Annotated in this window: 23 protein-coding genes; 8 read left to right on the top strand and 15 right to left on the bottom strand. The window is 74.3% G+C overall.

Annotated elements, in window-relative coordinates:
- The first annotated feature begins 1 nt into the window (after window position 1).
- On the top strand, window positions 2-868 hold the full coding sequence (locus Q1A09_RS02665; protein WP_299951777.1) for an RNA polymerase sigma factor SigF: 867 nt from the start codon (window positions 2-4) through the stop codon (window positions 866-868).
- A gap of 109 nt (window positions 869-977) precedes the next feature.
- Here the strand turns inward: Q1A09_RS02665 and Q1A09_RS02670 are convergent, their stop codons facing one another.
- Together Q1A09_RS02670 and Q1A09_RS02675 are read right to left on the bottom strand one after the other, a co-directional pair.
- Complete coding sequence (locus tag Q1A09_RS02670; RefSeq protein ID WP_299951779.1) at window positions 978-2,225, bottom strand: SPFH domain-containing protein; 1,248 nt, start codon at window positions 2,223-2,225, stop codon at window positions 978-980.
- Window positions 2,226-2,327: 102 nt separating this feature from the next.
- Window positions 2,328-2,759, bottom strand: coding sequence for an NfeD family protein (locus Q1A09_RS02675; protein WP_299951781.1), 432 nt, complete (start codon window positions 2,757-2,759; stop codon window positions 2,328-2,330).
- Window positions 2,760-2,895: 136 nt separating this feature from the next.
- On the opposite strand from Q1A09_RS02675, the gene Q1A09_RS02680 reads away from it, so the two are divergent.
- From Q1A09_RS02680 to Q1A09_RS02690, 3 genes are read left to right on the top strand one after another with little or no spacing between them, the layout of a single operon-like run.
- Window positions 2,896-3,636 (top strand): hypothetical protein, encoded by a 741-nt coding sequence (locus Q1A09_RS02680; RefSeq protein WP_299951783.1) that lies wholly within the window; start codon window positions 2,896-2,898, stop codon window positions 3,634-3,636.
- 47 nt (window positions 3,637-3,683) lie between these two features.
- Window positions 3,684-4,751, top strand: coding sequence for a MerR family transcriptional regulator (locus tag Q1A09_RS02685; RefSeq protein ID WP_299951785.1), 1,068 nt, complete (start codon window positions 3,684-3,686; stop codon window positions 4,749-4,751).
- 20 nt (window positions 4,752-4,771) lie between these two features.
- Window positions 4,772-5,236, top strand: a complete 465-nt coding sequence (locus Q1A09_RS02690; protein WP_299951787.1) for a hypothetical protein — start codon at window positions 4,772-4,774, stop codon at window positions 5,234-5,236.
- 88 nt (window positions 5,237-5,324) lie between these two features.
- Here the strand turns inward: Q1A09_RS02690 and Q1A09_RS02695 are convergent, their stop codons facing one another.
- From Q1A09_RS02695 to fabG, 3 genes are read right to left on the bottom strand one after another with little or no spacing between them, the layout of a single operon-like run.
- Window positions 5,325-6,518 carry a ferrochelatase gene (locus tag Q1A09_RS02695; RefSeq protein ID WP_299951789.1) on the bottom strand — a complete coding sequence of 398 codons (1,194 nt, stop codon included), beginning with the start codon at window positions 6,516-6,518 and terminating at the stop codon, window positions 5,325-5,327.
- Window positions 6,515-7,282, bottom strand: coding sequence for an enoyl-ACP reductase FabI (fabI, locus tag Q1A09_RS02700; RefSeq protein WP_299951791.1), 768 nt, complete (start codon window positions 7,280-7,282; stop codon window positions 6,515-6,517). Before fabI ends, Q1A09_RS02695 begins: the two co-directional genes overlap by 4 nt.
- 1 nt (window position 7,283) lies before the next feature.
- On the bottom strand, window positions 7,284-7,988 hold the full coding sequence (fabG, locus tag Q1A09_RS02705; RefSeq protein WP_299951793.1) for a 3-oxoacyl-ACP reductase FabG: 705 nt from the start codon (window positions 7,986-7,988) through the stop codon (window positions 7,284-7,286).
- A 133-nt stretch (window positions 7,989-8,121) separates the two neighbouring features.
- On the opposite strand from fabG, the gene Q1A09_RS02710 reads away from it, so the two are divergent.
- The gene (locus tag Q1A09_RS02710; RefSeq protein WP_299951795.1) at window positions 8,122-8,409 is read left to right on the top strand and encodes a hypothetical protein; all 288 of its coding nucleotides are present in this window, start codon (window positions 8,122-8,124) and stop codon (window positions 8,407-8,409) included.
- Here the strand turns inward: Q1A09_RS02710 and Q1A09_RS02715 are convergent.
- The 8 genes from Q1A09_RS02715 to Q1A09_RS02750 form a co-directional block, all read right to left on the bottom strand.
- On the bottom strand, window positions 8,402-9,337 hold the full coding sequence (locus tag Q1A09_RS02715) for an ABC transporter ATP-binding protein (RefSeq protein WP_299951797.1): 936 nt from the start codon (window positions 9,335-9,337) through the stop codon (window positions 8,402-8,404). The genes Q1A09_RS02710 and Q1A09_RS02715 overlap by 8 nt on opposite strands.
- Before the next feature lie 34 nt (window positions 9,338-9,371).
- Window positions 9,372-10,424 (bottom strand): iron chelate uptake ABC transporter family permease subunit, encoded by a 1,053-nt coding sequence (locus tag Q1A09_RS02720; RefSeq protein WP_299951798.1) that lies wholly within the window; start codon window positions 10,422-10,424, stop codon window positions 9,372-9,374.
- Window positions 10,421-11,467 carry an iron ABC transporter permease gene (locus Q1A09_RS02725; protein WP_299951799.1) on the bottom strand — a complete coding sequence of 349 codons (1,047 nt, stop codon included), beginning with the start codon at window positions 11,465-11,467 and terminating at the stop codon, window positions 10,421-10,423. Before Q1A09_RS02725 ends, Q1A09_RS02720 begins: the two co-directional genes overlap by 4 nt.
- Before the next feature lie 13 nt (window positions 11,468-11,480).
- Window positions 11,481-12,503, bottom strand: coding sequence for an iron-siderophore ABC transporter substrate-binding protein (locus tag Q1A09_RS02730; RefSeq protein WP_299951801.1), 1,023 nt, complete (start codon window positions 12,501-12,503; stop codon window positions 11,481-11,483).
- 159 nt (window positions 12,504-12,662) lie between these two features.
- Entirely contained in the window at window positions 12,663-13,460 is a 798-nt protein-coding gene (locus tag Q1A09_RS02735) for an AraC family transcriptional regulator (RefSeq protein ID WP_299951803.1), read from the bottom strand.
- A 220-nt stretch (window positions 13,461-13,680) separates the two neighbouring features.
- Window positions 13,681-16,047, bottom strand: a complete 2,367-nt coding sequence (locus tag Q1A09_RS02740; RefSeq protein WP_299951805.1) for an excinuclease ABC subunit UvrA — start codon at window positions 16,045-16,047, stop codon at window positions 13,681-13,683.
- Window positions 16,048-16,144: 97 nt separating this feature from the next.
- Window positions 16,145-16,555 (bottom strand): VOC family protein, encoded by a 411-nt coding sequence (locus tag Q1A09_RS02745; RefSeq protein ID WP_299951807.1) that lies wholly within the window; start codon window positions 16,553-16,555, stop codon window positions 16,145-16,147.
- A gap of 5 nt (window positions 16,556-16,560) precedes the next feature.
- Window positions 16,561-17,013, bottom strand: coding sequence for a helix-turn-helix transcriptional regulator (locus Q1A09_RS02750; protein WP_299951809.1), 453 nt, complete (start codon window positions 17,011-17,013; stop codon window positions 16,561-16,563).
- 247 nt (window positions 17,014-17,260) lie between these two features.
- Here Q1A09_RS02750 and Q1A09_RS02755 point away from each other — a divergent pair, with 247 nt between their 5' ends.
- Window positions 17,261-17,539: a hypothetical protein gene (locus Q1A09_RS02755; protein ID WP_299951811.1), complete on the top strand. Its 279-nt coding sequence runs from the start codon at window positions 17,261-17,263 to the stop codon at window positions 17,537-17,539.
- Between the two features lie 81 nt (window positions 17,540-17,620).
- On the opposite strand, the gene Q1A09_RS02760 is transcribed toward Q1A09_RS02755, so the two are convergent.
- On the bottom strand, window positions 17,621-18,838 hold the full coding sequence (locus Q1A09_RS02760) for a 3-deoxy-7-phosphoheptulonate synthase (protein WP_299951813.1): 1,218 nt from the start codon (window positions 18,836-18,838) through the stop codon (window positions 17,621-17,623).
- A gap of 187 nt (window positions 18,839-19,025) precedes the next feature.
- Window positions 19,026-20,177, bottom strand: coding sequence for a transglycosylase family protein (locus Q1A09_RS02765; RefSeq protein WP_299951815.1), 1,152 nt, complete (start codon window positions 20,175-20,177; stop codon window positions 19,026-19,028).
- Window positions 20,178-20,323: 146 nt separating this feature from the next.
- Here Q1A09_RS02765 and Q1A09_RS02770 point away from each other — a divergent pair, with 146 nt between their 5' ends.
- Window positions 20,324-20,917: a hypothetical protein gene (locus Q1A09_RS02770; protein WP_299951817.1), complete on the top strand. Its 594-nt coding sequence runs from the start codon at window positions 20,324-20,326 to the stop codon at window positions 20,915-20,917.
- A gap of 98 nt (window positions 20,918-21,015) precedes the next feature.
- On the top strand, window positions 21,016-22,701 hold the full coding sequence (locus Q1A09_RS02775; RefSeq protein WP_299951818.1) for a ribonuclease J: 1,686 nt from the start codon (window positions 21,016-21,018) through the stop codon (window positions 22,699-22,701).
- The last annotated feature ends 86 nt before the right edge of the window (window positions 22,702-22,787 follow it).

The raw sequence follows: 22,787 nt of genomic DNA on the forward strand, positions 1-22,787 counted from the left end.
GATGACGACCGAGTCCTCCCCGGAGACCGCACCGGCCGGGACGGCCGCGCCCGAGCCCGCCGAGCCGGCTGTCAGTGAGCCGGCCGCCGACCCGGTGCCGATGTCGGACAACCGGAAGCGGGCCGAACGGACCGCGCCGCTGTTCGCCGAGCTCGCCACCCTGGACAAGGGCGACCCGCGCCGGGAGCGGCTGCGGGAGATCCTGGTCGAGGAGCACCTGCCGCTGGTCCGGCACTTCGCGCGCCGGTTCAGCAACCGCGGCGAGCCCTTCGACGACCTGCTCCAGGTCGGCACGCTGGGGCTCATCGCGGCGATCGACCGGTTCGACCCGACCCGCGGGGTGGAGTTCCTCTCCTTCGCCGTCCCGACGATCACCGGTGAGATCAAGCGGCACTTCCGCGACCAGGGCTGGTCGGTACGGGTGCCGCGGAGGCTGCAGGAGCTGCACCTGTCGCTGAACGCCGCGGTGAGCGAGCTGTCCCAGAAGAACGGTCACGCCCCGACGCCGTCGGAGCTGGCCGAGCACCTGGGCATCCCGCGCGCCGAGGTCCTCGAGGGGCTGGCGGTGGCGAACGCCTACCGCAGCAGCTCGCTGGACGAGCGGCTGTCGGGCGAGGAGGACTCCCCCACCCTGGCGGCGACGCTGGGCGAGGAGGACGCCGCGCTGGAGGGCGTGGAGTACCGCGAGTCGCTGCAGCCGTTGCTGGCCACCATCCCGGCCCGCGAGCGGCGCATCCTGATCCTGCGGTTCTTCGGCAACATGACCCAGTCGCAGATCGCCGCGGACATCGGCATCTCCCAGATGCACGTCTCCCGGCTGCTGTCCCAGACGTTGGCCAAGCTCCGCGAGGGGCTGCTCAAGGACTAGGGACCCTCTTCCCTCCACCCTTCGCACGCTCAGGGTGGGCCCCTGAAGAGGGCCGGAGACGCCAGTGGCCCAGGACCCGTCGGGTCCTGGGCCACTGGCGTCCCGTGGGTCAGCCGGCCGGCAGCTGCGGCGGGGCGTCGTCCTCGCGGCGGTTGCGCGGGTCGGCGGCCGGGCCGCTCTCCTGCACGTCCTGCTTGACCTGCGACAGCGGCGGCGGCTTCGGGATCTGCGGCCCCGTCTCCACCGCCTGGTCGGCGATGCTCGACAGTGTCATCTTCGCCTCGGGCTGCTCGGCGGCCGGAGGCAGGTTCGAGTCGAACCAGCTGCTGGTGTCCAGCGAGGACGCCGCAGGCGCGGCCGGGGCTGCCTGCTGACCGCCGGCGGGGGCGTCGACGTCCATCCAGTTCCGCGCCCCGTCGCCGTCCTCGCCACCACCGAGCTTGGACAGCCCCTCCAGCGCCTTGCTGAACTCGCTGGGCACGATCCACATCTTGTTGGCGTCGCCCTGCGCGATCTTCGGCAGCGTCTGCAGGTACTGGTAGGCCAGCAGTCCCTGGTCGGGCTTGCCGTCGTGGATGGCCTGGAAGACCGTCTCGATCGACTTCGCCTGGCCCTGTGCCTGGAGGAACAGCGCGGCGCGCTCACCCTCGGCGCGCAGGATCCGGCTCTGCCGCTCGGCCTCGGCGTCCAGGATGGCCGCCTGCTTCTTGCCCTCGGCCGACAGGATCGAGGCCGCCTTCTGCCCCTCGGCGGTGGTGATCGCCGCGTGGCGCTGGCCCTCGGCGGTGAGGATGACCGCGCGCTTGTCGCGGTCGGCGCGCATCTGCTTCTCCATGGAGTCCTGGATCGAGGGCGGCGGGTCGATGGCCTTGATCTCCACCCGGGCGACGCGCAGGCCCCACGGGCCGGTGGTGCCGTCGAGCACGGTGCGCAGCTGGGAGTTGATGCCGTCCCGGCCGGTCAGCGCGCCCTCGAGGTTGAGCCCACCCACGACGTTGCGCAGCGTCGTGGTCGTGAGCTGCTCCATGCCGGTGATGTAGTTCGCGATGCCGTAGACGGCCAGCCGCGGGTCGGTGACCTGGAAGTAGACGACGGTGTCGATGCCCACCTGCAGGTTGTCGGCGGTGATCACCGGCTGCGGCGGGAAGGAGATGACCTGCTCACGCAGGTCGATCGTCGCCCGCACCCGGTCGACGAAGGGGACCAGCAGGGCCAGTCCCGGGGAGAGGGTGCGGCTGTAACGACCGAGACGCTCGACGACCTTGGCCTGCGCCTGCGGGACGATCGTCACGCTCTTGGCCAACACGAAGACCACGAGGACGGCGATCACGATCAGCGCGATCAGGGCGGGTTCCACGAGGGAGGTGCTCCGTTCCTAGGAGGTGGTGCGTGCCACCGATCCTGCCTCGTTCGGAACGGTGGGTCACGCCCGGCAGGTGCCCGTCACCCGATCGCGATCTCAGGTGTGGCTGACGTAGGCGATCGGGCCCTCGATCTGCACGATCCGCACCTCGTCGCCCACGTCGTAGGCCTCGCCGTCGAGCTGGGTGCGCGCCGTCCACTCGTCGTGCCCCAGCCGGACCCGGCCGGCGTGCTCGTCGACCCGCTCGCTGACCACCGCGGTGCGGCCCACGTAACTGGCGACCCCGTCGATCTGCTCCGGGGTCCGGTCCAGCAGTTGCCGCTTGGCGATCGGCCGGACGACGACGAGCAGCGCGGTCGAGACGACGATGAACGCCACCAGCTGCAGCCACACCTCCCCGCCGAGCAGGGCGACGCTCATCCCGCCGAGTGCGCCGCCGGCGAACATCAGCAGCACCAGGTCCAGGCTGGCGACCTCGCCCGCGGCGAACAGGCCGGAGGCGATCAACCAGAGCAACCAGGCAGGCACGCTCCGCAGTCTGGCACGGACGGGCTCCCGCGGGCGGTCTGCCCGGGCTCGCGTCCGGCACGACGGCCCGCGTCGGCGACCCCTGCGACGGTGGGTGGCGACGGTGGGTGGCGGGGCCGTCGTAGCCTCGACAACCGTGCACGATCTCGCCGCCGGCCGCTTCGCCGTCTGGGCCACCGCCTGGCTCTCCGGCCGCTGCTCCTACGACGACGCGCTGGACACCACGACCGGGGTCACCGCCCACCGGGTCGTCGGCATGCCCGGCACCGACGAAGCGGTGCCCCTGGGCTCGGCGCTGAGCGCCCTGCGCGGGCTCGGGGAGCAACGGCTGCGCCTGGTGCTCCCCGCGCCCGGTGACACGCGCGGGGTCCCCGCTGTCCCCGCGCTGACCGCGCTCACCCTGGAGTCGGGTCAGGTGGCCGTCGGCGCGCGTGTCGCGCTCGTGCCCGAGGAGCTGGGCACGGAGATGGTGGCCTGGACGGCGGTGCCGCTGGACGGCGTCCCGCCGGCGGCACCGGCCGTGGAGGGGACGCTGCGGGCGGCGTCCGGGGCGCTGGACCTCGCCGTCGGGGACGCGGCGCGCACGCTGGCCTCCCTCGACCTGGCCCGCTGGCACCCCGAGGTGCCGTCGCTGCTCGCGGGGCTGGCAAAGGGCGTGCGGGCGCCCGGGCTGCCCGAGGACCACGACCCGCTGGCCGTCTCGGTGCTCGGGCGCGCGCAGCGACTGCGCCAGGTGCTGGACCTCGCGATGGCCGACGCCCCCGGCGCTGCGGTCACCCACGCCCAGGCGGCCGCCCGGGACGAGGCGCTGCGCCCGCTGGCCACCGCCGTCCGAGAGGCGACCGTCGCCGCCTACAACTGGGTGCCGCGCGGCTGAGCCGAGGGGTTGACCTTCGAGCCGGTCGAGAGCCCACCATCTCCGGCATGGCCTCCTCCCACCCGCTGCTGCAGATCGGCGCCTTCGCCCGGCTGACCGGGGTGACGCCCAGCATGCTGCGCTTCTACGCCGACTGCGGCCTCGTCACACCGGCCCACGTCGACCCGGTGTCCGGCTACCGCCGCTACTCCGCCGACCAGGTCGACCGGGTGCGGTTGGTACGGCGGTTGCGCGAGCTGGGGCTGCCCCTGCCCGTGGTGTCCCGAACGCTGGAGGCACCGCTCGCCGAGGCCGAAGCGGTGGTCCGGCACCGGCTCGAGCAGCTCGAGCGCGAGCTGGCCGCGGCACGGGTCAGCGCACGCGCCGTCTCCCGGCTGCTCGGGGAGCGGAGCGGATGGGTGTCGGTGACCGGCGGTGCGCTGGCTGCCGCGCTCGAGCGGGTGGCCCCGGCGGCCGCGGGCTGTCCCCAGGCTCCCGTGCTGGCCGGTGTGCTGCTGTGCTCCTCACCCGGCGAGCTGCAACTGGTGGCCACGGACCGTCACCGGTTGGCCGTGCACAACCTGCCGGTGACGGGCCCGGATGCGGCGATGCGGGTGGTCGTCCCGGTCGAGGACGCCGAGGCGCTCTCCGGCTGGGCAGCCGGCGCCGAGCTGGTCGGGTTGCGGACGGAGAATGGTCGGCTCACCGCCCGCCGTGACGACGGCGCGGTCCGGGGGGTGCGGTCGCTGCCCGGCCAGTACCCGGACCACCGGCTGCTGCTGGACGGGCTCGGCCGTCCGGTCACCCGGGTCACCGCCGCCCGAGATGACCTGCTGGCGGCACTGTCGGGCTCGGCGGTCAGCCGGCTGAGCGCCGACCCCGCGGGTGGTCTCCAGATCGAGGGCACCGACACCACCGCCCGGCCGGTGGCTGCATCGGTCCAGGGCACCCCGGTGTCGATGGCATTCCAGCGGAGCACCCTGTGGCCGGCGGTGCGCGCATCGGTCGGGCCGGACGTGCTCCTGGAGCTCACCGGACCGGAGGCCCCGGCGGTGGTCCGCTCCGCCGACGACGGCACGTTCACGACGCTCGCGATGCCGGTCCGCCACCCGGCACGGGATCGGAGGGCAGCGTGACGAGCGCGCCGGACCCGACCATGACCGCAGTGACCCAGGCGGTGACCCGAGGAAAGGCCGGGCACCCGGACGAGGCGCGGACCCAACTGGCGGCGCTGTGGGAGCGCGTCGGCCCGGCCGGGGACCCGTTGCACCGGGTGTCGATCGCCCACTTCCTGGCCGACCTGCAGGACGACGTGCGGGCGGAGCTCGCCTGGGACGAACGCGCGCTGGCCGCGGTCGGGGAGCTCACCGACCGGCGGACGGAGCAGCACACCGCCGGCCTGACGGTCCGCGGGTTCCTGCCGTCGCTGCACCTCAACCTCGCCGACTGCCACCGTCGTCTCGGTGCGGCGACCGAGGCCCGGCGTCATCTGGCCGAGGCGGTGTCGCTCCTCGACGCGCTGGCCGACGACGCCTACGGCCGCTTGATGCGGGCCGCGGTCGACCACGTCCGCGACGCCCTCGACGCCGGGTCGACCGACCCGCTCCCCACCGCACCCTGAACGCCCCGGGCCCCGTCGACCATCGGCGGACGGTCGCCCGACACGACGGTCGGGCCAGCCGTTCCCCGACGGTCGACGTGCGCGGGCCTCAGCTCCTGGCGGACGCCGGGCGGGTGGGGCGCTGGACGAAGCAGCAGGAGGCCGGGCAGTTGGTGCCCAGCCGAGGCTCGCCGCCGGCGCGGCGCTCGGCGAGCACCTCGCGGAGCGAGGTCACGAACGCCGGGTGCGTGCCCGCCGTCGCCGCGCGGGCGAAGGCCAGGCCGAGCTCGCCGGCGGTCTCCTCCGCCTCGTTGTCCAGGTCCCAGATGACCTCGAGGTGGTCGCTGATGAAGCCGACCGGGAAGACGACGACGGCCTGCTCCCCCGACTCGGCCAGCGCCCGCAGGTGGTCGTTGACGTCGGGCTCGAGCCACGGCACGGACGGCGGCCCGCTGCGGCTCTGCCAGACCAGGTCGAACGGCCGACACGGGGCGGCGGCGTCCACGACGGCCTGCGCCGCGGCCTGCAGCTCGGCCTCGTAGGCGCCGCCCTGCGGCCCGGCGACCGCGGCCATCGCGTTCGGGATGCTGTGCGCGGTCGCGACCAGCCGCGCGGAGCCGCGGACCTCCTCGGGCAGCGAGGCGATCGCGGCGGCCAGCGCGTCGGCGTTGGCCTGCACGAAGCCCGGGGCGTCGAAGTAGTGCGGCAGCTTCTCCGCGGTCGGGCCGGCCGGACCCGTGGGGTCCAGCTCCAGCGCGACCCGGGCCCGGGCGACGTCCTCGTGGTACTGCCGGCAGCCGGAGAACGACGCGTAGGCCGACGTCGCGAGCACGTAGGCGTGCTCGATGCCGTCGGTGGCCATCTGCCGCCACACGTCCTCGACGTAGGGCGCCCAGTTGCGGTTGCCCCAGTACACCGGCAGGTCGATGCCGGCGGCGGCGAGCTCGGCCTCCAGCGCGGCCACGAGCGCCTTGTTCTGGTCGTTGATCGGGCTGACGCCGTCGAAGTGGTGGTAGTGCTCGGCGACGGCCTCCAGCCGCTCCGGCGGGATGCCGCGGCCGCGGGTGACGTTGAGCAGGAACGGCATCACGTCGTCATGACCCTCGGGGCCGCCGAAGCCCAGCACCAGCAGCGCCTCCCGGCGCCCGGCCGGTGCCGGCGCGGCCGACGGGGCGACACCGCCGTTGTTGCGGACGGCGAGCGAGGGCTCCTGGTCGGGCTGCTGGCCGGCCGGGGTGATCGAGGCACCCTCCGGCAGCGGGTACCTCGGGCGGGACAGGTCCGGCGTGGGCACCGTGGTCACACGCCCACCGCGTGGAAGCCGCCGTCGACGTGCACGATCTCCCCGGTGGTGGCGGGGAACCAGTCCGACAGCAGGGCCGCGACGGCCTTGCCGGCGGGCTCGGTGTCGGTGACCGACCAGCCCAGCGGCGCCCGGCCCTCCCAGGCCTCCTCGAACTGCTGGGAGCCGGGGATCGACTTCATCGCCATCGTGCGCAGCGGGCCGGCGGCGACCAGGTTCACCCGCACGCCCTCGGGGCCCATCTCCCGGGCCAGGTAGCGGGAGGTGGACTCCAGCGCCGCCTTGGCCGCGCCCATCCAGCCGTAGACCGGCCACGCGACGGTGGCGTCGAAGGTCAGCCCGACCACCGAGGCGGTCTCGCCGAACAGCGGGCGGCAGGCCTGGGTGAGCGAGGCCAGCGACCAGGACGACACCTGGAACGCCGTCGCCGCGTGCTCCCACGCGACCTCGGGGAAGCCCTCCCCCATCGCCTCCTGCGGGGCGAAGCCGATCGAGTGCACCACGCCGTCCAGGGAGTCGACGTGCTCGCGCAGCCGCTCGGCCAGCGTGTCCAGGTGCTCGGTGTTCGTCACGTCGAGCTCGACCACCGGCGCCTCCTGCGGCAGCCGCTTGGCGATCCGCTGGCACAGCGAGAACGCCCGCCCGAAGTTCGACAGGACGACGGTGGCGCCCTGCTCCTGAGCGATCCGCGCCGCCGAGAAGGCGATCGAGGCCTCGGTCAGCACACCCGCGACGAGGATCTTCTTGCCGTCCAGAATGCCCATGTCAGTGCCCCATCCCCAGTCCGCCGTCGACCGGGACGACCGCCCCGGTGATGTACCCAGCCGCGTCGCTCGCCAGGAAGCGGACGACGCCGGCGATCTCGTCTGCCTCGGCGAGCCGGCCCAGCGGCACCTGCCCGAGGATCTCCTGCTGCCGCTTCTCCGGCAGCTCCGCGGTCATGTCGGTGGACACGAACCCCGGCGCCACCACGTTCGCGGTGATGTTGCGGGTGCCCAGCTCGCGGGCGATCGAGCGGGCCAGCCCGACCAGGCCGGACTTGCTCGCCGCGTAGTTGACCTGCCCGGCCGAGCCCAGCAGCCCGACCACCGAGGAGATGAAGACCATCCGCCCGGCCCGGGCGCGCACCATCTTCGGCGCCGCCCGCTTGGCGACGCGGTAGGCCGCGGTCAGGTTGGCGTCGACGACGTCGGTGAACGCGTCCTCGCCCATCCGCAGCAGCAGCCCGTCGCGGGTGATGCCGGCGTTGCTGACCAGCACCTCGACCGGGCCCTGGTGCTCCTCGACCTCGGTGAACGCGCGGTCGACGGCGGCGGAGTCGGTGACGTCGCACTGCACCCCGAACAGCCCGTCGGGGGCGCCGCTGCCGCGGTGGGTCACCGCCACGGAGTCACCCGCCTCGGCGAACGAGCGGGCGATCGCCAGCCCGATCCCCCGGTTGCCACCGGTCACCAGCACCGACCTGCCCACTGCGCCCACCTCATCGAGCCGACCGTGCGTTTCGTCGACGTGAACCTAGTCGGTGGGCTCAGGTCACACCCGGGCGAGGTGGTCACCGGGCACCGACCCGGCGGCCGGCCGGGGTCGGCGGGACACTGGCCGGGTGACGTCGTCCACGCCTGTCCAGCGCGGTCTGGTCCGGCTGCTCAACACCGCCGACGGGCGGGCGCTGTGCCTGGCCGGCGCAGTGGACGCCGACGCCGTCCTGGCCTTCCGGCGTCGCTACGGCCGGGAGCCGGTGCGGGTGGACGTGATCGACGCCGGGTCGGTGACCTCGCTGTCCGGCGCCGCCCTGGAGCTGGTCCGGGACCACCTGGACGTCGCCGCGCTGGGCGGGCGGACGGTCCCGCTCCGGCGCTCCCCCGCGTTCGGCCGGCTCCTGGTCAGCTGAGCCGGCCCACCCCGACCTCCCGCTCCATGGCCTCGCGAGCCGGTTCCTCAGGAACCAGGTCCTCGCGAACCGGGTCCTCGCGAGCCAGGTCCTGACGCGCCAGGTCCTGACGCGCCAGGTCCTGACGCGCCAGGTCGTGGTGCCGGCCGCGGGGCACCATCAGCGGCTTGCCGGAGACGGGGTCGGTGATGATCTCGCTCGACAGCCCGAACACGGCCTGGACCGTCTGCGGGGTGAGCACCTGCTCCGGCGGGCCCGCCGCGTGCAGCCGCCCGGCGGCGAGGGCGATCAGGTGGTCGGCGTAGCGCGCGGCGAGGTTCAGGTCGTGCAGCACCATCACGATCGTCGTGCCGCGGGTGTGGTTCAGCGTGGTCAGCAGGTCGAGCACGTCGATCTGGTGGCTGACGTCCAGGAACGTGGTCGGCTCGTCGAGCAGCAGGACGTCGGTCCGCTGGGCGAGCGCCAGGGCGATCCACACCCGCTGACGCTGGCCGCCGGACAGCTCGTCCACCGACCGGTCGGCCAGCTCCGCCGTCTGGGTGGCGGCCAGCGCCTCGGCGACCGCCTCGTCGTCCTCCCGGCTCCACCGGGCGAGCAGCTTCTGGTGCGGGTGGCGGCCGCGGCCGACGAGGTCGCTGACCGTGATGCCCTCCGGGGCGATCGGCGACTGGGGCAGCAGGCCGAGGGTGCGGGCCAGCTCCTTGGCCGGCATCCGGTGCACCGCCTTGCCGTCCAGCAGCACCTGCCCGCTGCGCGGCGCCAGCAGCCGGGACATCGACCGCAGCAGCGTGGACTTGCCGCACGCGTTGGCCCCGACGATCGCGGTGATCCGCCCGGGCGGCACGACCAGGTCCAGGCCGTCGATGACGGTGCGCTCGCCGTAGCCCAGGGTCAGGGCGTCGGCCGTCAACGCGTGGTCGAGGGTCACTGAGCTCTCCGTTCGCCGTCCGCGGGCGTGCTCGTCACAGTGAGCCTCCTACGCGGTTGGACCGCACGATCAGGTAGATGAGGTAGGGCGCGCCGAGCACACCGGTGACCACGCCCACCGGGAAGCGGGTGCCGAAGGCGAACTGGCCGCAGAGGTCGGCGACGAGCACCAGCAGGGCCCCGACCAGCGCGGCCGGCAGCAGCAGGGAGCCGTTCGGCCCGACGACGCGGGCGGCGATCGGCCCGGCCAGGAACGCCACGAAGGCGATCGGCCCGCAGGCGGCCGTGGCGAAGGCGAGCACACCGACCGCGGCCACCATCGCCAGGAGCCGGGTGCGCTCGACCCGGACGCCGAGGGCCGACGCCGTGTCGTCGCCCAGCTGGATCGCCTCCAGCGCCCGGGTCTGGGTCAGCAGCACCGGCCCGAGCACGACCAGCACCACCAGGGCCGGCACCGTCCGGTCCCAGGTCACCCCGTTGAGGCTGCCGCTGAGCCAGCGCAGCGCCTCCTGGTAGTCCCACTGGCTGGCGCGGGACAGCACGTAGGCGATGACGCTGTGCAGCATCGCCGCCATCCCGATGCCGATCAGGATGAACCGGGTGCCCGCGCCGCCGTCCTTGTAGGCCAGCAGGTAGATCAGCACCGCCACGACCAGCCCGGCGACGATCGCGAACACCGACACCGCCGTCCCGCCCAGGCCGAGGAGCACGATCGCCACGGCCGCCGCCGCGCTCGCACCGGTGCTGATGCCGATGACGTCGGGGCTGGCCAGCGGGTTGCGCAGCATCGTCTGGAACGTGACCCCGGCCAGGCCGAAGCTCAGCCCGGCGACGACCGCCAGCGTGGCGCGCGGCAACCGGAGCCGCCCGACGGTGAACGACGCGCCGGGCACGTCCTGCCCGAGGACCACCCGGACGACGTCGCCCGGCGGGTAGAAGGTGCGCCCGACCATCAGCGTGAGCACGTAGGTCAGCACCACGAGCACCGCGAGCACGGTGACGACGGCGCGCCACCGGACGGCGCGGCGCACCCGGCCCCGGGCGACGTCGTCCACGGCCGAGGGGGCGGCGACCAGTCCCGCGGTCACAGCTCACGCACCTTCTGCCGGCGCACGATGGCGATGAAGAAGGGCGCACCGATCAGCGCGGTGATGATGCCGACGTCGATCTCGGCGGGGCGGGCGACGACCCGGCCGAGCACGTCCGCGGCGGTGAGCAGGCAGGCGCCGGTCAGGGCGGAGAACGGCAGCAGCCACCGGTGGTCGACCCCCACCAGCAGCCGGCACAGGTGCGGCACGACGAGCCCGACGAACCCGATCGGCCCGGCGACGGCCGTGGCGGCGCCGCACAGCAGCACCGACCCGCCGGCGGCCACCCCGCGGACCAGGGCCACCCGCTCGCCCAGCCCGGCGGCGAGCTCGTCGCCGAGGGCGAGGGAGTTGAGGCTGCGGGCCGACAGCAGGCTGACCGCCAGGCCCACGGCCAGGAAGGGCAGCACCTGGCGGATGCTGTCGAAACCGGCCCCGCCGACGCCGCCGATCTGCCACGACTGGACGCTGCCGGCGATGTCGCCGCGAGGCAGGGCCACCGCGGTGATGAAGGAGGTCAGCGCGGCCGACGTCGCTGCGCCGGCCAGGGCCAGCTTGAGCGGGGTGGCCCCGCCGCGGCCCAGCGACCCGACGGCGTAGACGAACAGCGCCGCCACCGCGGCACCGCCGATCGCCGTCCAGATGATGCTGGTCGCCGAGAACAGGCCGAACCAGGCCAGGCCGGTGACCACGGCCAGCGACGCGCCCATGTTGATGCCGAGGACGCCCGGGTCGGCCAGCGGGTTGCGGGTCACGCCCTGCATGACCGCGCCGGAGAGCCCCAGCGCCGCCCCGACGAGCACGGCCAGCAGCGTGCGCGGGACGCGCTTGGTCACTGCGGCCTGACCGAGGTTGTCGGTCGAGCCACCGAGCGCGGCGACGATGTCGGACCAGCCGACGCCCCGCGACCCGATCGCCACGGAGGCGGCCAGCAGCAGCACCAGGACGGCCACGACCACCAGCAGCCACAGCAGCCGGACCGGCCCCGGTCGCCGCACGGGGGCGGTGACCGGGGCCGGCGCCGGGGAGAGGACCGACGTCACGGGTGGACCGACGTCACGAGGCCTTGTCAGCGGCCTCGGCGAGCATCGCGACGTAGTCGTCGAGCACCCAGGAGATCGCCAGCGGCGTGGGGTTGGCCGCGGTGCCCAGCGGGGTGTCCGGCAGCAGCACGATCGCGCCGTTGCGCACCGCCGGGATCCGGGACAGCAGCGGGTCGGCATTCAGCGCATCGACCAGCGCCTGGTCGCCGTAGGTCACGATGACGTCGACGTCGTCGAAGAGGTCGACCTGCTCGGCGCTGACCGTGCCGGAGAACGACCCCTCCTCGGTGGAGGCGGCGGTGACGCTCTCCGGGGTGGACAGCCCGAGGTCGGTGAAGAACGCGCTGCGGGTGTCGAACGGGGTGTAGAAGCTGACCTCGCTGAGGTCGGTGGTGTCGACGTGGGTCAGGAACATCGTCGCCTTGCCCTCGAGCTCGGGGTGCTCCGCGACGGCGTCGGCGATGTCCTGCTCGGTGCTGGCGAGCAGCTCCGCGCCCTCCTCGGCCATGCCCATCCCGGCCGCGTTGACCTCGATCATGTCCCGCCAGGACGTCGCCCAGGGCGCCTCCGGGTAGGCGACCACCGGGGCGATCTCGCTGAGGGTGTCGTAGTCCTCCTGGGTCAGCCCGGAGTAGCCGGCCAGGATCACGTCGGGGTCGGTGTCGGCGACGGCCTCGAAGTCGATGCCATCGGTCTCGTCGAACAGCACCGGCGTCTCGGCGTCGAGTTCCGCCAGCCGCTCCTCGACCCAGGGCAGCAGGCCGTTGCCGTCGTCGTCGCCGAAGTTGGCCGCGGCCATGCCGACCGGGACGACGCCCAGCGCCAGGGGCACCTCGTGGTTGGCCCAGGCCACCGTGGCCACCCGCTCGGGCTGCTCCGGGATCGTGGTGGTGCCCAGGGCGTGCTCGATGGTGATCGGCGTCCACTCGGCCGAGGCCTCGGTGGTCTCCCCCGCCTCCGACGACGAGCACGCACTCAGCGCGACGGAGAGCAGGGCGACCGCAGAGGCTGCGGCCAGGGTCGATGCGCGGGTCATGACTTCCTTCCGGGGTGTGCTCGCGGGACGCGGGCACGACGACGCCCGACCGGGCGGGGTAAGGCTTGGCTAACCTACGGTCAGGGCCGATGTGGAAGCAATCCCGCGATCAGGACAGCCGCTGTCGCAGAACGGACACGACGACGAGCCCTGGCGCGGTCACTGCGCGCGGAACCGTCCGGGGCTGGTCCCGGTGACCCGGCGGAAGGCGGCGCCGAACGCGCTCACCGACCCGAAGCCGGTGCGGCCGGCGATCTCCTCGATCCCCTCCCCCTGGGCGAGCAGGGCGATGGCGTGCTGCACCCGGGCGGCGGCGACCCACCGGCCGAACCCGAGCCCGGTCTCGGCCTGGAACGCCCGGGTGACCGTCCGGGCGCTCACCTGCAACTGGGTGGCCCACTCCGCCAGCGTCCGGGGATCGGCCGGGTCCGCGCGCAGTGCGGCCACCACCGGCGCGAGCAGCGCCGAGCCCGGCAGGGGCAGGCACAGCTCGCGCGGCGCCGGGCAGAGCACGTCGAGCACCATCGCCTCCGTCGTCGCGCGCGAGACCTCGGCCAGGTCGTCCTCCTCCAGCCGGTCCAGCAGCAGCCGCAGCAGCGGGGTCACCTGCACGGCCACCGGACCGGCGGCCAGCGGCCGCGCCCGGCGCACGCTGAAGTGCACGGCCCGCTGCTGGGTGCCGGCCGGAGCCCACCCGGAGTGCCGGACGCCGGCGGGGACCCACAGCCCCTGCGCCGGGGTGAGCGTCCAGTGCCGCGCGCCGGCCGTGGCCGACGAGGCGCCACGCTGGTTCCAGAGCAGCTCGTGCGTGGGGTGCGCGTGCTCATCCCACCAGGTGTCCGCGCCGATCGTCTCCGACCACCCGAGGGCGACGAACGGGACCTCGATCGCGTCCGCGTCGTAGACGGGCAGCCGGATGCGCGCCGCTGCGGCCACCTGCTGGGGCAGCGGGTCCACGTGCCCTCCCGGGGGACGATGCGGCGGCGCGCGGGCCGCGCCGGGTGCCGGTGATCGTGGCAGAGCGCGCGGGGCGCCCGGGTGGCAGCACCGGGCGCTCCCCTGGTCGCCCGGGCGTCGGCAGGGTCACCGGACCGGCGCGTGGGCCCGGCCGGCGACCGTCGTCCGGCGCGCCGCCGACCGGCTCCGCCGGCCCGTCCGGGGCGCCGGGCACCCCCGGTCAGCGCCCGACGTAGGCCGCCAGGTGCTCGCCGGTCAGGGTGCTGCGGGCGGCCACCAGGTCGGCGGGGGTGCCCTCGAAGACGATCCGCCCGCCGTCGTGCCCGGCGCCGGGGCCCAGGTCGATGACCCAGTCGGCGTGCGCCATCACCGCCTGGTGGTGCTCGATGACCAGCACCGACGTGCCGGCCTCGACCAGCCGGTCCAGCAGCGCGAGCAGGTTCTCGACGTCGGCCAGGTGCAGCCCGGTGGTCGGCTCGTCGAGCACGAAGACCCCGCCGGGCTCCCCCATGTGCGTGGCCAGCTTGAGCCGCTGGCGCTCCCCGCCGGAGAGCGTGGTGAGCGGCTGGCCGAGGGTGATGTAGCCCAGCCCCACCTCGGCCAGGTGGGTCAGGACCTTGTGCGCCGCCGGGGTACGCGCCTCGCCGGAGGCGAAGAACTCCTCGGCCTGGGCCACCGACATGGCGAGCACCTGGCTGATGTCCTTGCCGCCGAGGTGGTGCTCCAGCACCGAGGCCATGAACCGCCGGCCCTCGCACTCCTCGCAGACGGTGGCGACGCCGGCCATCGTGGCCAGGTCGGTGTAGATCACCCCGGCCCCCTTGCAGGTGGGGCAGGCGCCTTCGGAGTTGGCGCTGAACAGCGCCGGCTTCACCCCGTTGGCCTTGGCGAACGCCTTGCGGATCGGGTCGAGCAACCCGGTGTAGGTGGCCGGGTTGCTCCGGCGGGAGCCCCGGATCGGCGTCTGGTCGACCGTGACGACGCCGTCCCGGCCGGAGACCGAGCCGTGCACCAGCGAGCTCTTGCCCGACCCGGCCACGCCGGTGAGCACGACGAGCACGCCGAGGGGGATGTCGACGTCGACGTCCTTCAGGTTGTGCGTGTTCGCACCGCGCACCTCCAGGACGCCGGACGGCGTGCGCACCGCGGGCTTGAGCGACGCGCGGTCGTCGAGGTGCCGGCCGGTGAGGGTGCCGCTGGCGCGCAGCCCCTCCACGGTGCCCTCGAAGCAGATCTCGCCGCCGTTGGTCCCAGCGCCGGGACCGAGGTCGACGACGTGGTCGGCGATCGCGATGGTCTCCGGCTTGTGCTCGACGACCAGCACGGTGTTGCCCTTGTCCCGCAGCTGCAGGAGCAGGTCGTTCATCCGGGCGATGTCGTGCGGGTGCAGGCCGATGGTGGGCTCGTCGAAGACGTAGGTGACGTCGGTCAGCGACGAGCCGAGGTGCCGGATCATCTTGGTGCGCTGCGCCTCTCCGCCGGACAGCGTGCCGGCCGGCCGGTCGAGGGAGAGGTAGCCCAGCCCGATCTGCACGAAGGAGTCCAGGGTCTCCCCCAGCCCGGCCAGCAGCGGTGCCACCGTGGGCTCGTCCAGCTTGCGCACCCAGTCGGCCAGGTCACTGATCTGCAGAGCGCAGGCCTGGGCGATGTCGACCCCGTCGATCTTCGACGACCGGGCCGCCGCGCTGAGCCGGGTGCCGTCGCACTCCGGGCAGGTGGCGAACACGACGGCCCGGTCGACGAACGCCCGGACGTGCGGCTGCATCGCCTCGCGGTCCTTGGACAGCATCGACTTCTGGATCTTGGGGATCAGGCCCTCGTAGGTCAGGTTGATCCCGTCGACCTTGATCTTGGTCGGCTCCTTGTGCAGCAGGTCGTGCAGCTCGGTGTCGGTGAACTCGCGGATCGGCTTGTCCGGGTCGAAGAACCCGCAGCCGCTGTAGATGCGGCCGTACCAGCCGTCCGCGCTGTACCCGGGCACGGTGAACGGGCCCTCGTTCAGCGACCTGCTGTGGTCGTAGAGCTGGGTGACGTCGATGTCGGTGACCCGGCCCATGCCCTCGCACCGCGGGCACATGCCGCCGGTGATGCTGAACTCGCGGCGCTCCTTGACCGTCTTGCCGCCCTGCTCGAAGGTGACCGCCCCGGCGCCGCTGACCGAGGCGACGTTGAAGGAGAAGGCCTGCGGGGAGCCGATGTGCGGCTGCCCGAGCCGGCTGAACAGGATGCGCAGCATCGCGTTGGCGTCGGTGGCGGTGCCGACGGTGGACCGGGGATTGGCCCCCATCCGCTCCTGGTCGACGATGATCGCGGTGGTCAGCCCGTCGAGGACGTCGACGTCCGGGCGCGCCAGGCTCGGCATGAACCCCTGCACGAACGAGCTGTACGTCTCGTTGATCAGCCGCTGGGACTCCGCGGCGATGGTGCCGAACACCAGCGAGCTCTTGCCCGACCCGGAGACGCCGGTGAACACCGTCAGCCGGCGCTTGGGCAGCTCCAGGCTGACGTCGGCGAGGTTGTTCTGCCGCGCGCCCACCACCCGGATCCGGTCGTGGCGGTCGGCGGCGTGCTCCGGTGCGGTGCTCACGTCTCTCCTCTGCGGGCGGGGCGGTGGTGGCGCTCGGTCGGGCGCTCGGTCGGCCCGGCGCCCGGTCAGCCTGGCGCAGATCGGCCGGCGGCGGCGCTCACCGGCTCTCCTGGATCCGGATCATGTTGCCCGCCGGGTCCCGGACGGCGCAGTCCCGCAGACCGTAGGGCTGCTCGGTCGGCTCCTGGACCACCTCGACGCCGGCGGCCGCCAGTGCCGCGAAGGTGGCGTCGAGGTCGGGGGTGGCCAGGTTGACGCCGAAGAAGCTGCCCTTGGCCAGCAGCTCCTCGATGGTGCGGCGCTCGTCGTCGGTGAGGCCGGGCCCGGCCGCCGGCGGGTGCAGCACGACGGCGGTGTCGGGCTGGCCGGCCGGGCCGACGGTGATCCACCGCATCCCCTCGTACCCGACGTCGAGGCGCACCTCGAAGCCGAGGACGTCGCGCCAGAACAGCAGCGAGGCGTCGGGGTCGGTGTGCGGGAGGAAGCTGGAGTGGATGGTGAGGTCCATGCCGGTCACGCTAGGGACGGCGCGGCCACCGGTGCTTCTCGATTCCTGACCGGTCTGGTGACCCGCCTGGTGACGCAGGACGGCAGCCCCTCGGCCGCGCCGGCCGACACCCGCCGGTAGACGCTGGGCGGCACCCCGACCAGCTCGGTGAAGCGGGTGCTGAAGGTGCCCAGCGACGAGCAGCCGACCGCGAAGCAGACCTCGGTCACGCTGAGGTCGCCCCGGCGCAGCAGCGCCATCGCCCGCTCGATCCGCCGAGTCATCAGGTAGGCGTAGGGCGGCTCGCCGTAGGCCTCCCGGAAGGCGCGGCTGAGGTGCCCGGCCGACAGGTGCACGCCCCGGGCCAGTGCCTCGACGTCGAGGGGCTGGGCGTACTCGCGGTCGATCCGGTCGCGGACCCGGCGCAGCCGCGCGAGGTCGGCCAGCCGCTGCTGCCGCGCGTCCGGTGCGCTCGTCACGTCGGCGACCGTGCCACAGCGGCCTCCCCGGTGACCAGGGCCGAGGCCACGTCGGCGGCCTGGCCGGCCACGCCGGCATCCGCGGGTGGTTGTGGCGCCGGTCACCGGCGGGCTACCGTGCCCTTGTGGCCGGGCAGCTGATTACCTGCGGGCCCGTCGGCGACTGACTCTCGCGCCGCCGGGTCCGTGCGCACGTCGGTCGAGGTCGCTCCCCGCTGACCAGGGCCACTCCGGCCCGGAGGCACCCATGCCCGCCCCGCACAGTTCCCCCCGCGACGCCGCCAAGGTGCGCGTCGTCGTCACCGACGCCCTCGGCCTGCAGCGCGTCCTGACCATGCTCACCGGACGGCAGCACGTCTTCACCCGGCTGGCGGCCGAGGAGGCCGGCGCCGACCGGTGGACGGTCAGCGTCGACCTGCTCGCCACGCCCGGCGAGGCCGACCTGGTGGCCGCCCGGCTGCACCGGCTGCCCAGCGTGCTCACCGTCGACGTCACCTCGGCGGGGCGGCTGGCCGCGACCGCCTGAGGGCCGGTCGCCGCCGCGCCGGGTCCCAGGTCCCGGCGCGGCGGCTCAGGTCCAGCGAGGCGGCGCGGCGGTCGCGGCGGGTCAGGCGCCGCGCCGCGCCCGGGACGCCTCGGCCAGCTCGGCCAGCAGCTGCTCGGTCGTCTGCAGGTCCACGCAGGCGTCGGTGACGCTCACCCCGTACTCGAGCGCCTCCGGGTGGCGGCGGTCCAGGTCCTGCCGGCCCGCGACCAGGTTGCTCTCCAGCATCACGCCGCGGATGGCCTGCTCGCCGGCCGCCAGCTGCCCGGCCAGGTCGTGCACGACGTCGGCCTGGCGGCGGTGGTCCTTGCGGCTGTTGCCGTGCGAGGCGTCGACGACGACCACCTCGGGCAGCCCGCGCGCAGCCAGCGCCTGCTTCGTCGCCGCGATGTGCGCGGCCGAGTGGTTCGGGCCGTCCTTGCCACCGCGCAGGATGACGTGCCCGGTGTCGTTGCCGGTCGTCGACAGCTGGGCGCTGACGCCGTGCCGGTCCACGCCGAGGAACTGGTGGCCCGCCCGCGCGGTCAGCACCGCCTGGACGGCCACGTCGATGCTGCCCTCCGGCGAGTTCTTGAAGCCGACCACGGAGGAGAAGCCGGACACCCGCTCCCGGGCCGTCTGGTCGGTGACGTTGCGCGCCCCGACGCCGTTGTAGGTGACCAGCCCGTCGACGTACTGCGGGGTGAGCGCGTTCAGCGGCTCCGCCGCCACCGGCACGCCGAGCGCGGTGATCCGGCTCATCAGCATCCGGGTGGCTACGAGGCCGACGCTGATCCGGCTGGAACCGTCCAGGAACGGGTCGTAGGCGAAGCCCTTCCAGTCGACCTCGGTGCGGGGCTTCTCCGTGTAGGTCCGCATCAGGATCTCCAGGTCCGCGCCGTGCCGCGCCCGCATCCGGCCCAGGAAGGCGGCGTACTCCAGCGCGGCGGCCGGGTCGTGCACCGAGCAGGGGCCGGCGATCACGGCCAGCCGGTCGTCGGCCCCCGCGACGATCTCGGTCATCGCGCGCCGCGCCTCCCGGGTGGTGGCCACCGACTCGGCGGACAGCGGCACCACCGTCGCCACGGCCGCCGGGGTGACCACGACGCTCAGCCCGGTGATCCGGGCGTTCACCAGGTCGGCGAGGTCGACGTCCGGCCCGGGGGCCACGCCCAGCCCCCGGGCTACCTCGGGCAGCAGCTCCCGCAGCGTGGCGTCGACCTGCGCGTTCACCCGGGTCTGCACCTCGAGCAGGGCGTCGGCCACCCGGGTCGCGTCGTCCAGCAGCCGGTCGGTCGGCATGGGGTCTCCTCCGTCGTCCTGGGTCACCGGCAGGTCTGGTCCCGGCGGCTCCGGCATCCCGCGGCGCACACCCCGGACAGGCCTGGCGGCCAGCACAGCGCGCACGCTTTCGCGCGATCAAGCACGTGCGGGGGCCCGCACCCGACGGGGCGCCCGGCGGAGGGGGCGGGCTGCGGGAGGGCGCGGGTCAGAGGTTCTTGCCGCAGGTCGGCCAGGCGCCGGCGCCCTGGGTGAGGAGCACCTCCTCGGCGACGGCGATCTGCTGCTCGCGGGTGGCCAGGTCGGCGCGCGGCGCGTAGGCGGTGCCGCCGTGACCGACCCACGTCTGCTGGCCGAACTGCAGGCCGCCGTAGTAGCCGTTGCCGGTGTTGATGCTCCAGTTGCCACCGGACTCGCAGCGGGCGACGGCGTCCCAGTCGTGCCCGGCGGGAGCGGGCGGCGGAGCGGGCGCCGGAGCCGGCGCGGGTGCCGGAGCCGGCGCTGGTACCGGAGCTGGTGCCGGAGCCGGAGCCGGCGCCGGGCGCGGAGCGGGAGCCGGGGCAGGCGTCGGTGCGCTGGGCGCCGGCGGCGCCGCCGCCGCTGCCTCGGCCTCGGCCTCGGCCTCGGCCTCGAGAGCGACCAGCGTGGTCCGGGCGGCGGCGAGCCGGGCCTGGGTGGCCGCCTGCTCCGCCGCCAGCTCGGCGGCCTGCCGGCGGGCGTCGTCCTCCTGCTGCTCGGCGGTGGCGAGGTCGGCCGCGGCGCGATCGGCGAGGGCGGCGCTCTCCGCGAGCGTGGCCTGGGCGGTGGCCGCGGCCTCGGCGGCGCGCTGCCGGGCGCCGGTGAGCTGGTCGGCGACCTCGGCCCGGCTGCGGCCGACCGCGCCGAGCAGCGCCACGCGCTCCAGCACCTCCGCCGGGTCGTCCGCGGTGACCAGCGCCGCGAGCCCCGGAGAGGTGGTGCTGCCCTTGTAGGTGTCCCGCGCGAAGGCGGCGACCTCGGCGCGCGCGGCGTCCGCCCGCTCCTCGGCCTGCCGGACGACGACCGTGGCGGCTGCCGCCGACTGCTCGGCGGCGCGCTGGTCGGCCAGCCCCTGCTCGTAGCGGGCCCGGGCGGCCGCGGCGTCGGCCTGCGCCGTGCCGATCGCCGCCTGCGCGGCTCCCTGCTCGGCCAGGGCCGCACCGACCTGCTCGACGGCCTGGTCCGCGGCGCGCTGGGCGGCGGCGAGCTGCTCGTCCGACGGTGCGGCGGTGGCCACCCCGGGGAGGAGCGCCCAGCCCAGGGCGCCGGTCAGCAGCACACCGGCCAGCCGTCCGCGCCGCTGCCGGGCACGCGCACCAGTGGTCCGGGTCGTCTCCTGCACGCGGCGTCCTCCTCGTCGGGCCTGCACGTCCGGACCGCCGCGTGGACCGTCCCCGGACCAGTGTGCGCCGCCGACGCGGCCCGGGCCAGGCCGGACCGGTGCGTCGCGGGGCGTCGCACCGGCGGCGTCGGGGTACCGGCCTCGCCATGAGCGGGAAGACGGCGGAGGACTACGCGGACGACTACACCGACCCGGAGCTGCGCGCCCGGCTCAAGGAGGAGATCAAGGCCGGCGACCGCGGCGGGCGGCCGGGCCAGTGGAGCGCCCGGAAGAGTCAGCTGCTGGTCACCGAGTACGAGCAGCAGGGCGGCGGCTACCGGCACGAGGGCCAGCGGACGGAGTCCCAGCGCCACCTCGAGGAGTGGACCGACCAGGACTGGCACGCCGCCGACGGCGAGGCGTCGGCCCGGGACGAGGACGGCGGCACCCGGCGCTACCTGCCCGACGCCGCGTGGCAGCTGCTCAGCCCGGAGGAGCGGCGCGCCACCGACCGGGAGAAGAGGTCGGGTGAGCGGCAGCACGTGCCGAACACCGCCGCGGCCCGGGAGGCGCGGGCGGCCGCCGAGCTGGTCGACGTCCCCGCACCCGAGGCGCGCCGGCGGGTGGCCGGCCTGCACGGCGAGACCCAACTGGACCGGGCCGAGCACGCCGAGCGCGACCTGGGCGGAGGCCGCAAGACGGTCCTCGACCGGATCGAGCGGCAGCGCGCGGCCGACGGCCGGAGCAGCTCCGACGACTGAGCCGGCCCGGGGCGGTGCGGCCACCGGTCCCGCGCCGCGGAGGCACCACCGCACTACCCTGCGCCGCGGCCGAGGGTCGCTGACGTAGCGTCAGGATCATGAGCAGAACGCGTCGAGATCCCCGGACGCCCCCGGCCCTGCCCGCGGCCGGCCTCCGGGTGATCGCCCTCGGCGGCCTGGGTGAGATCGGCCGCAACATGACCGTGTTCGAGCACGCCGGGAAACTGCTGATCGTCGACTGCGGCGTGCTGTTCCCCGAAGAGCACCAGCCCGGCATCGACGTCATCCTCCCCGACTTCACCTCCATCCGGGACCGGCTGGACGACGTGGTGGCGGTCGTGCTCACCCACGGGCACGAGGACCACATCGGTGGCGTCCCCTACCTGCTCCGCGAGCGGCGCGACATCCCCGTCGTCGGGTCGAAGCTGACGCTGGCCTTCATCGAGGCCAAGCTCAAGGAGCACAAGATCACCCCGGTGACCGAGCAGGTCGCCGAGGGCGACGAGCTGCGGCTGGGCCCCTTCGACCTGGAGTTCCTGGCGGTCAACCACTCCATCCCCGACGCACTCGCGGTGGCGATCCGCACCGCGGCCGGGCTGGTGCTGCACACCGGCGACTTCAAGATGGACCAGTTCCCGCTGGACCAGCGGATCACCGACCTCCGCGGGTTCGCCCGGCTGGGCGAGGAGGGCGTCGACCTCTTCCTCACCGACTCCACCAACGCCGACGTCCCGGGGTTCACCACCTCCGAGGGCGAGCTGACCCCGGCGATCGACACGGTGTTCCGCACCGCGCCCAAGCGGGTCATCGTCTCCAGCTTCGCCAGCCACGTGCACCGCATCCAGCAGGTGCTCGACGCCGCGCACCAGCACGGCCGCAAGGTCGCCTTCGTCGGCCGCTCGATGGTGCGCAACATGGGCATCGCCCGCGACCTGGGCTACCTGCGGGTGCCCAAGGGCCTGGTCGTCGACCTCAAGGTGCTGGAGAAGCTGCCCGCCGACCAGGTCTGCCTGATCTGCACCGGCTCGCAGGGCGAGCCGATGGCCGCGCTGTCCCGGATGGCCAACCGGGACCACGTCATCCGGATCTCCGAGGGTGACACGGTGCTGCTGGCCAGCTCGCTGATCCCGGGCAACGAGAACGCCATCTACCGGATCATCAACGAGTTCACCCGGATCGGCGCCAACGTGGTGCACAAGGGCAACGCCAAGGTGCACGTCTCCGGCCACGCCAGCGCCGGCGAGCTCGTCTACTGCTACAACATCGTCAAGCCGCGCAACGTCATGCCGGTGCACGGGGAGTCCCGTCACCTGCGGGCCAACGCCGACCTGGCCATCCGCACCGGCGTCGACCCCAAGCGGGTCGTCATCGCCGAGGACGGCGTGGTCATCGACCTGGTCGACGGCCGGGTCTCGATCACCGGCAAGGTGCCGGCCGGCAACGTCTACGTCGACGGCAACACCGTGGGCGGGGCGACCGAGGCGTCGCTCAAGGACCGGCGCACCCTCGCCGAGGAGGGCGTGATCACCGTTGTGGCGATCGTCGACGCCGACACCGGGCAGCTCGCCGAGGCACCGGACTTCCTGGCCCGCGGCTTCGTGCACGAGGCGGAGTCCTTCGACGCGGCGGTGCCGGTGATCGAGCGAGAGCTCGCCCGGGCAGCGGCGGACGGCGTGACCGACGCCGCCCAGCTGGAGGAGCTGATCGGCCGGGCCGTGGCCGGCTGGGCCAACCGGACCCACCGCCGTGCGCCGGTGGTCATCCCGGTCGTCATCGACGCCTGACGCGGCACCGGACGACCGCCCGCCCCGGTCCGGCGCGGGCGGTCGTCCGGTGCACCACCCTGGTGCAACCCTTCCTTGACGTGAGG

Origin of the sequence: uncultured Modestobacter sp. (assembly GCF_947486615.1) — a bacterium.
Taxonomy (GTDB): domain Bacteria; phylum Actinomycetota; class Actinomycetes; order Mycobacteriales; family Geodermatophilaceae; genus Modestobacter.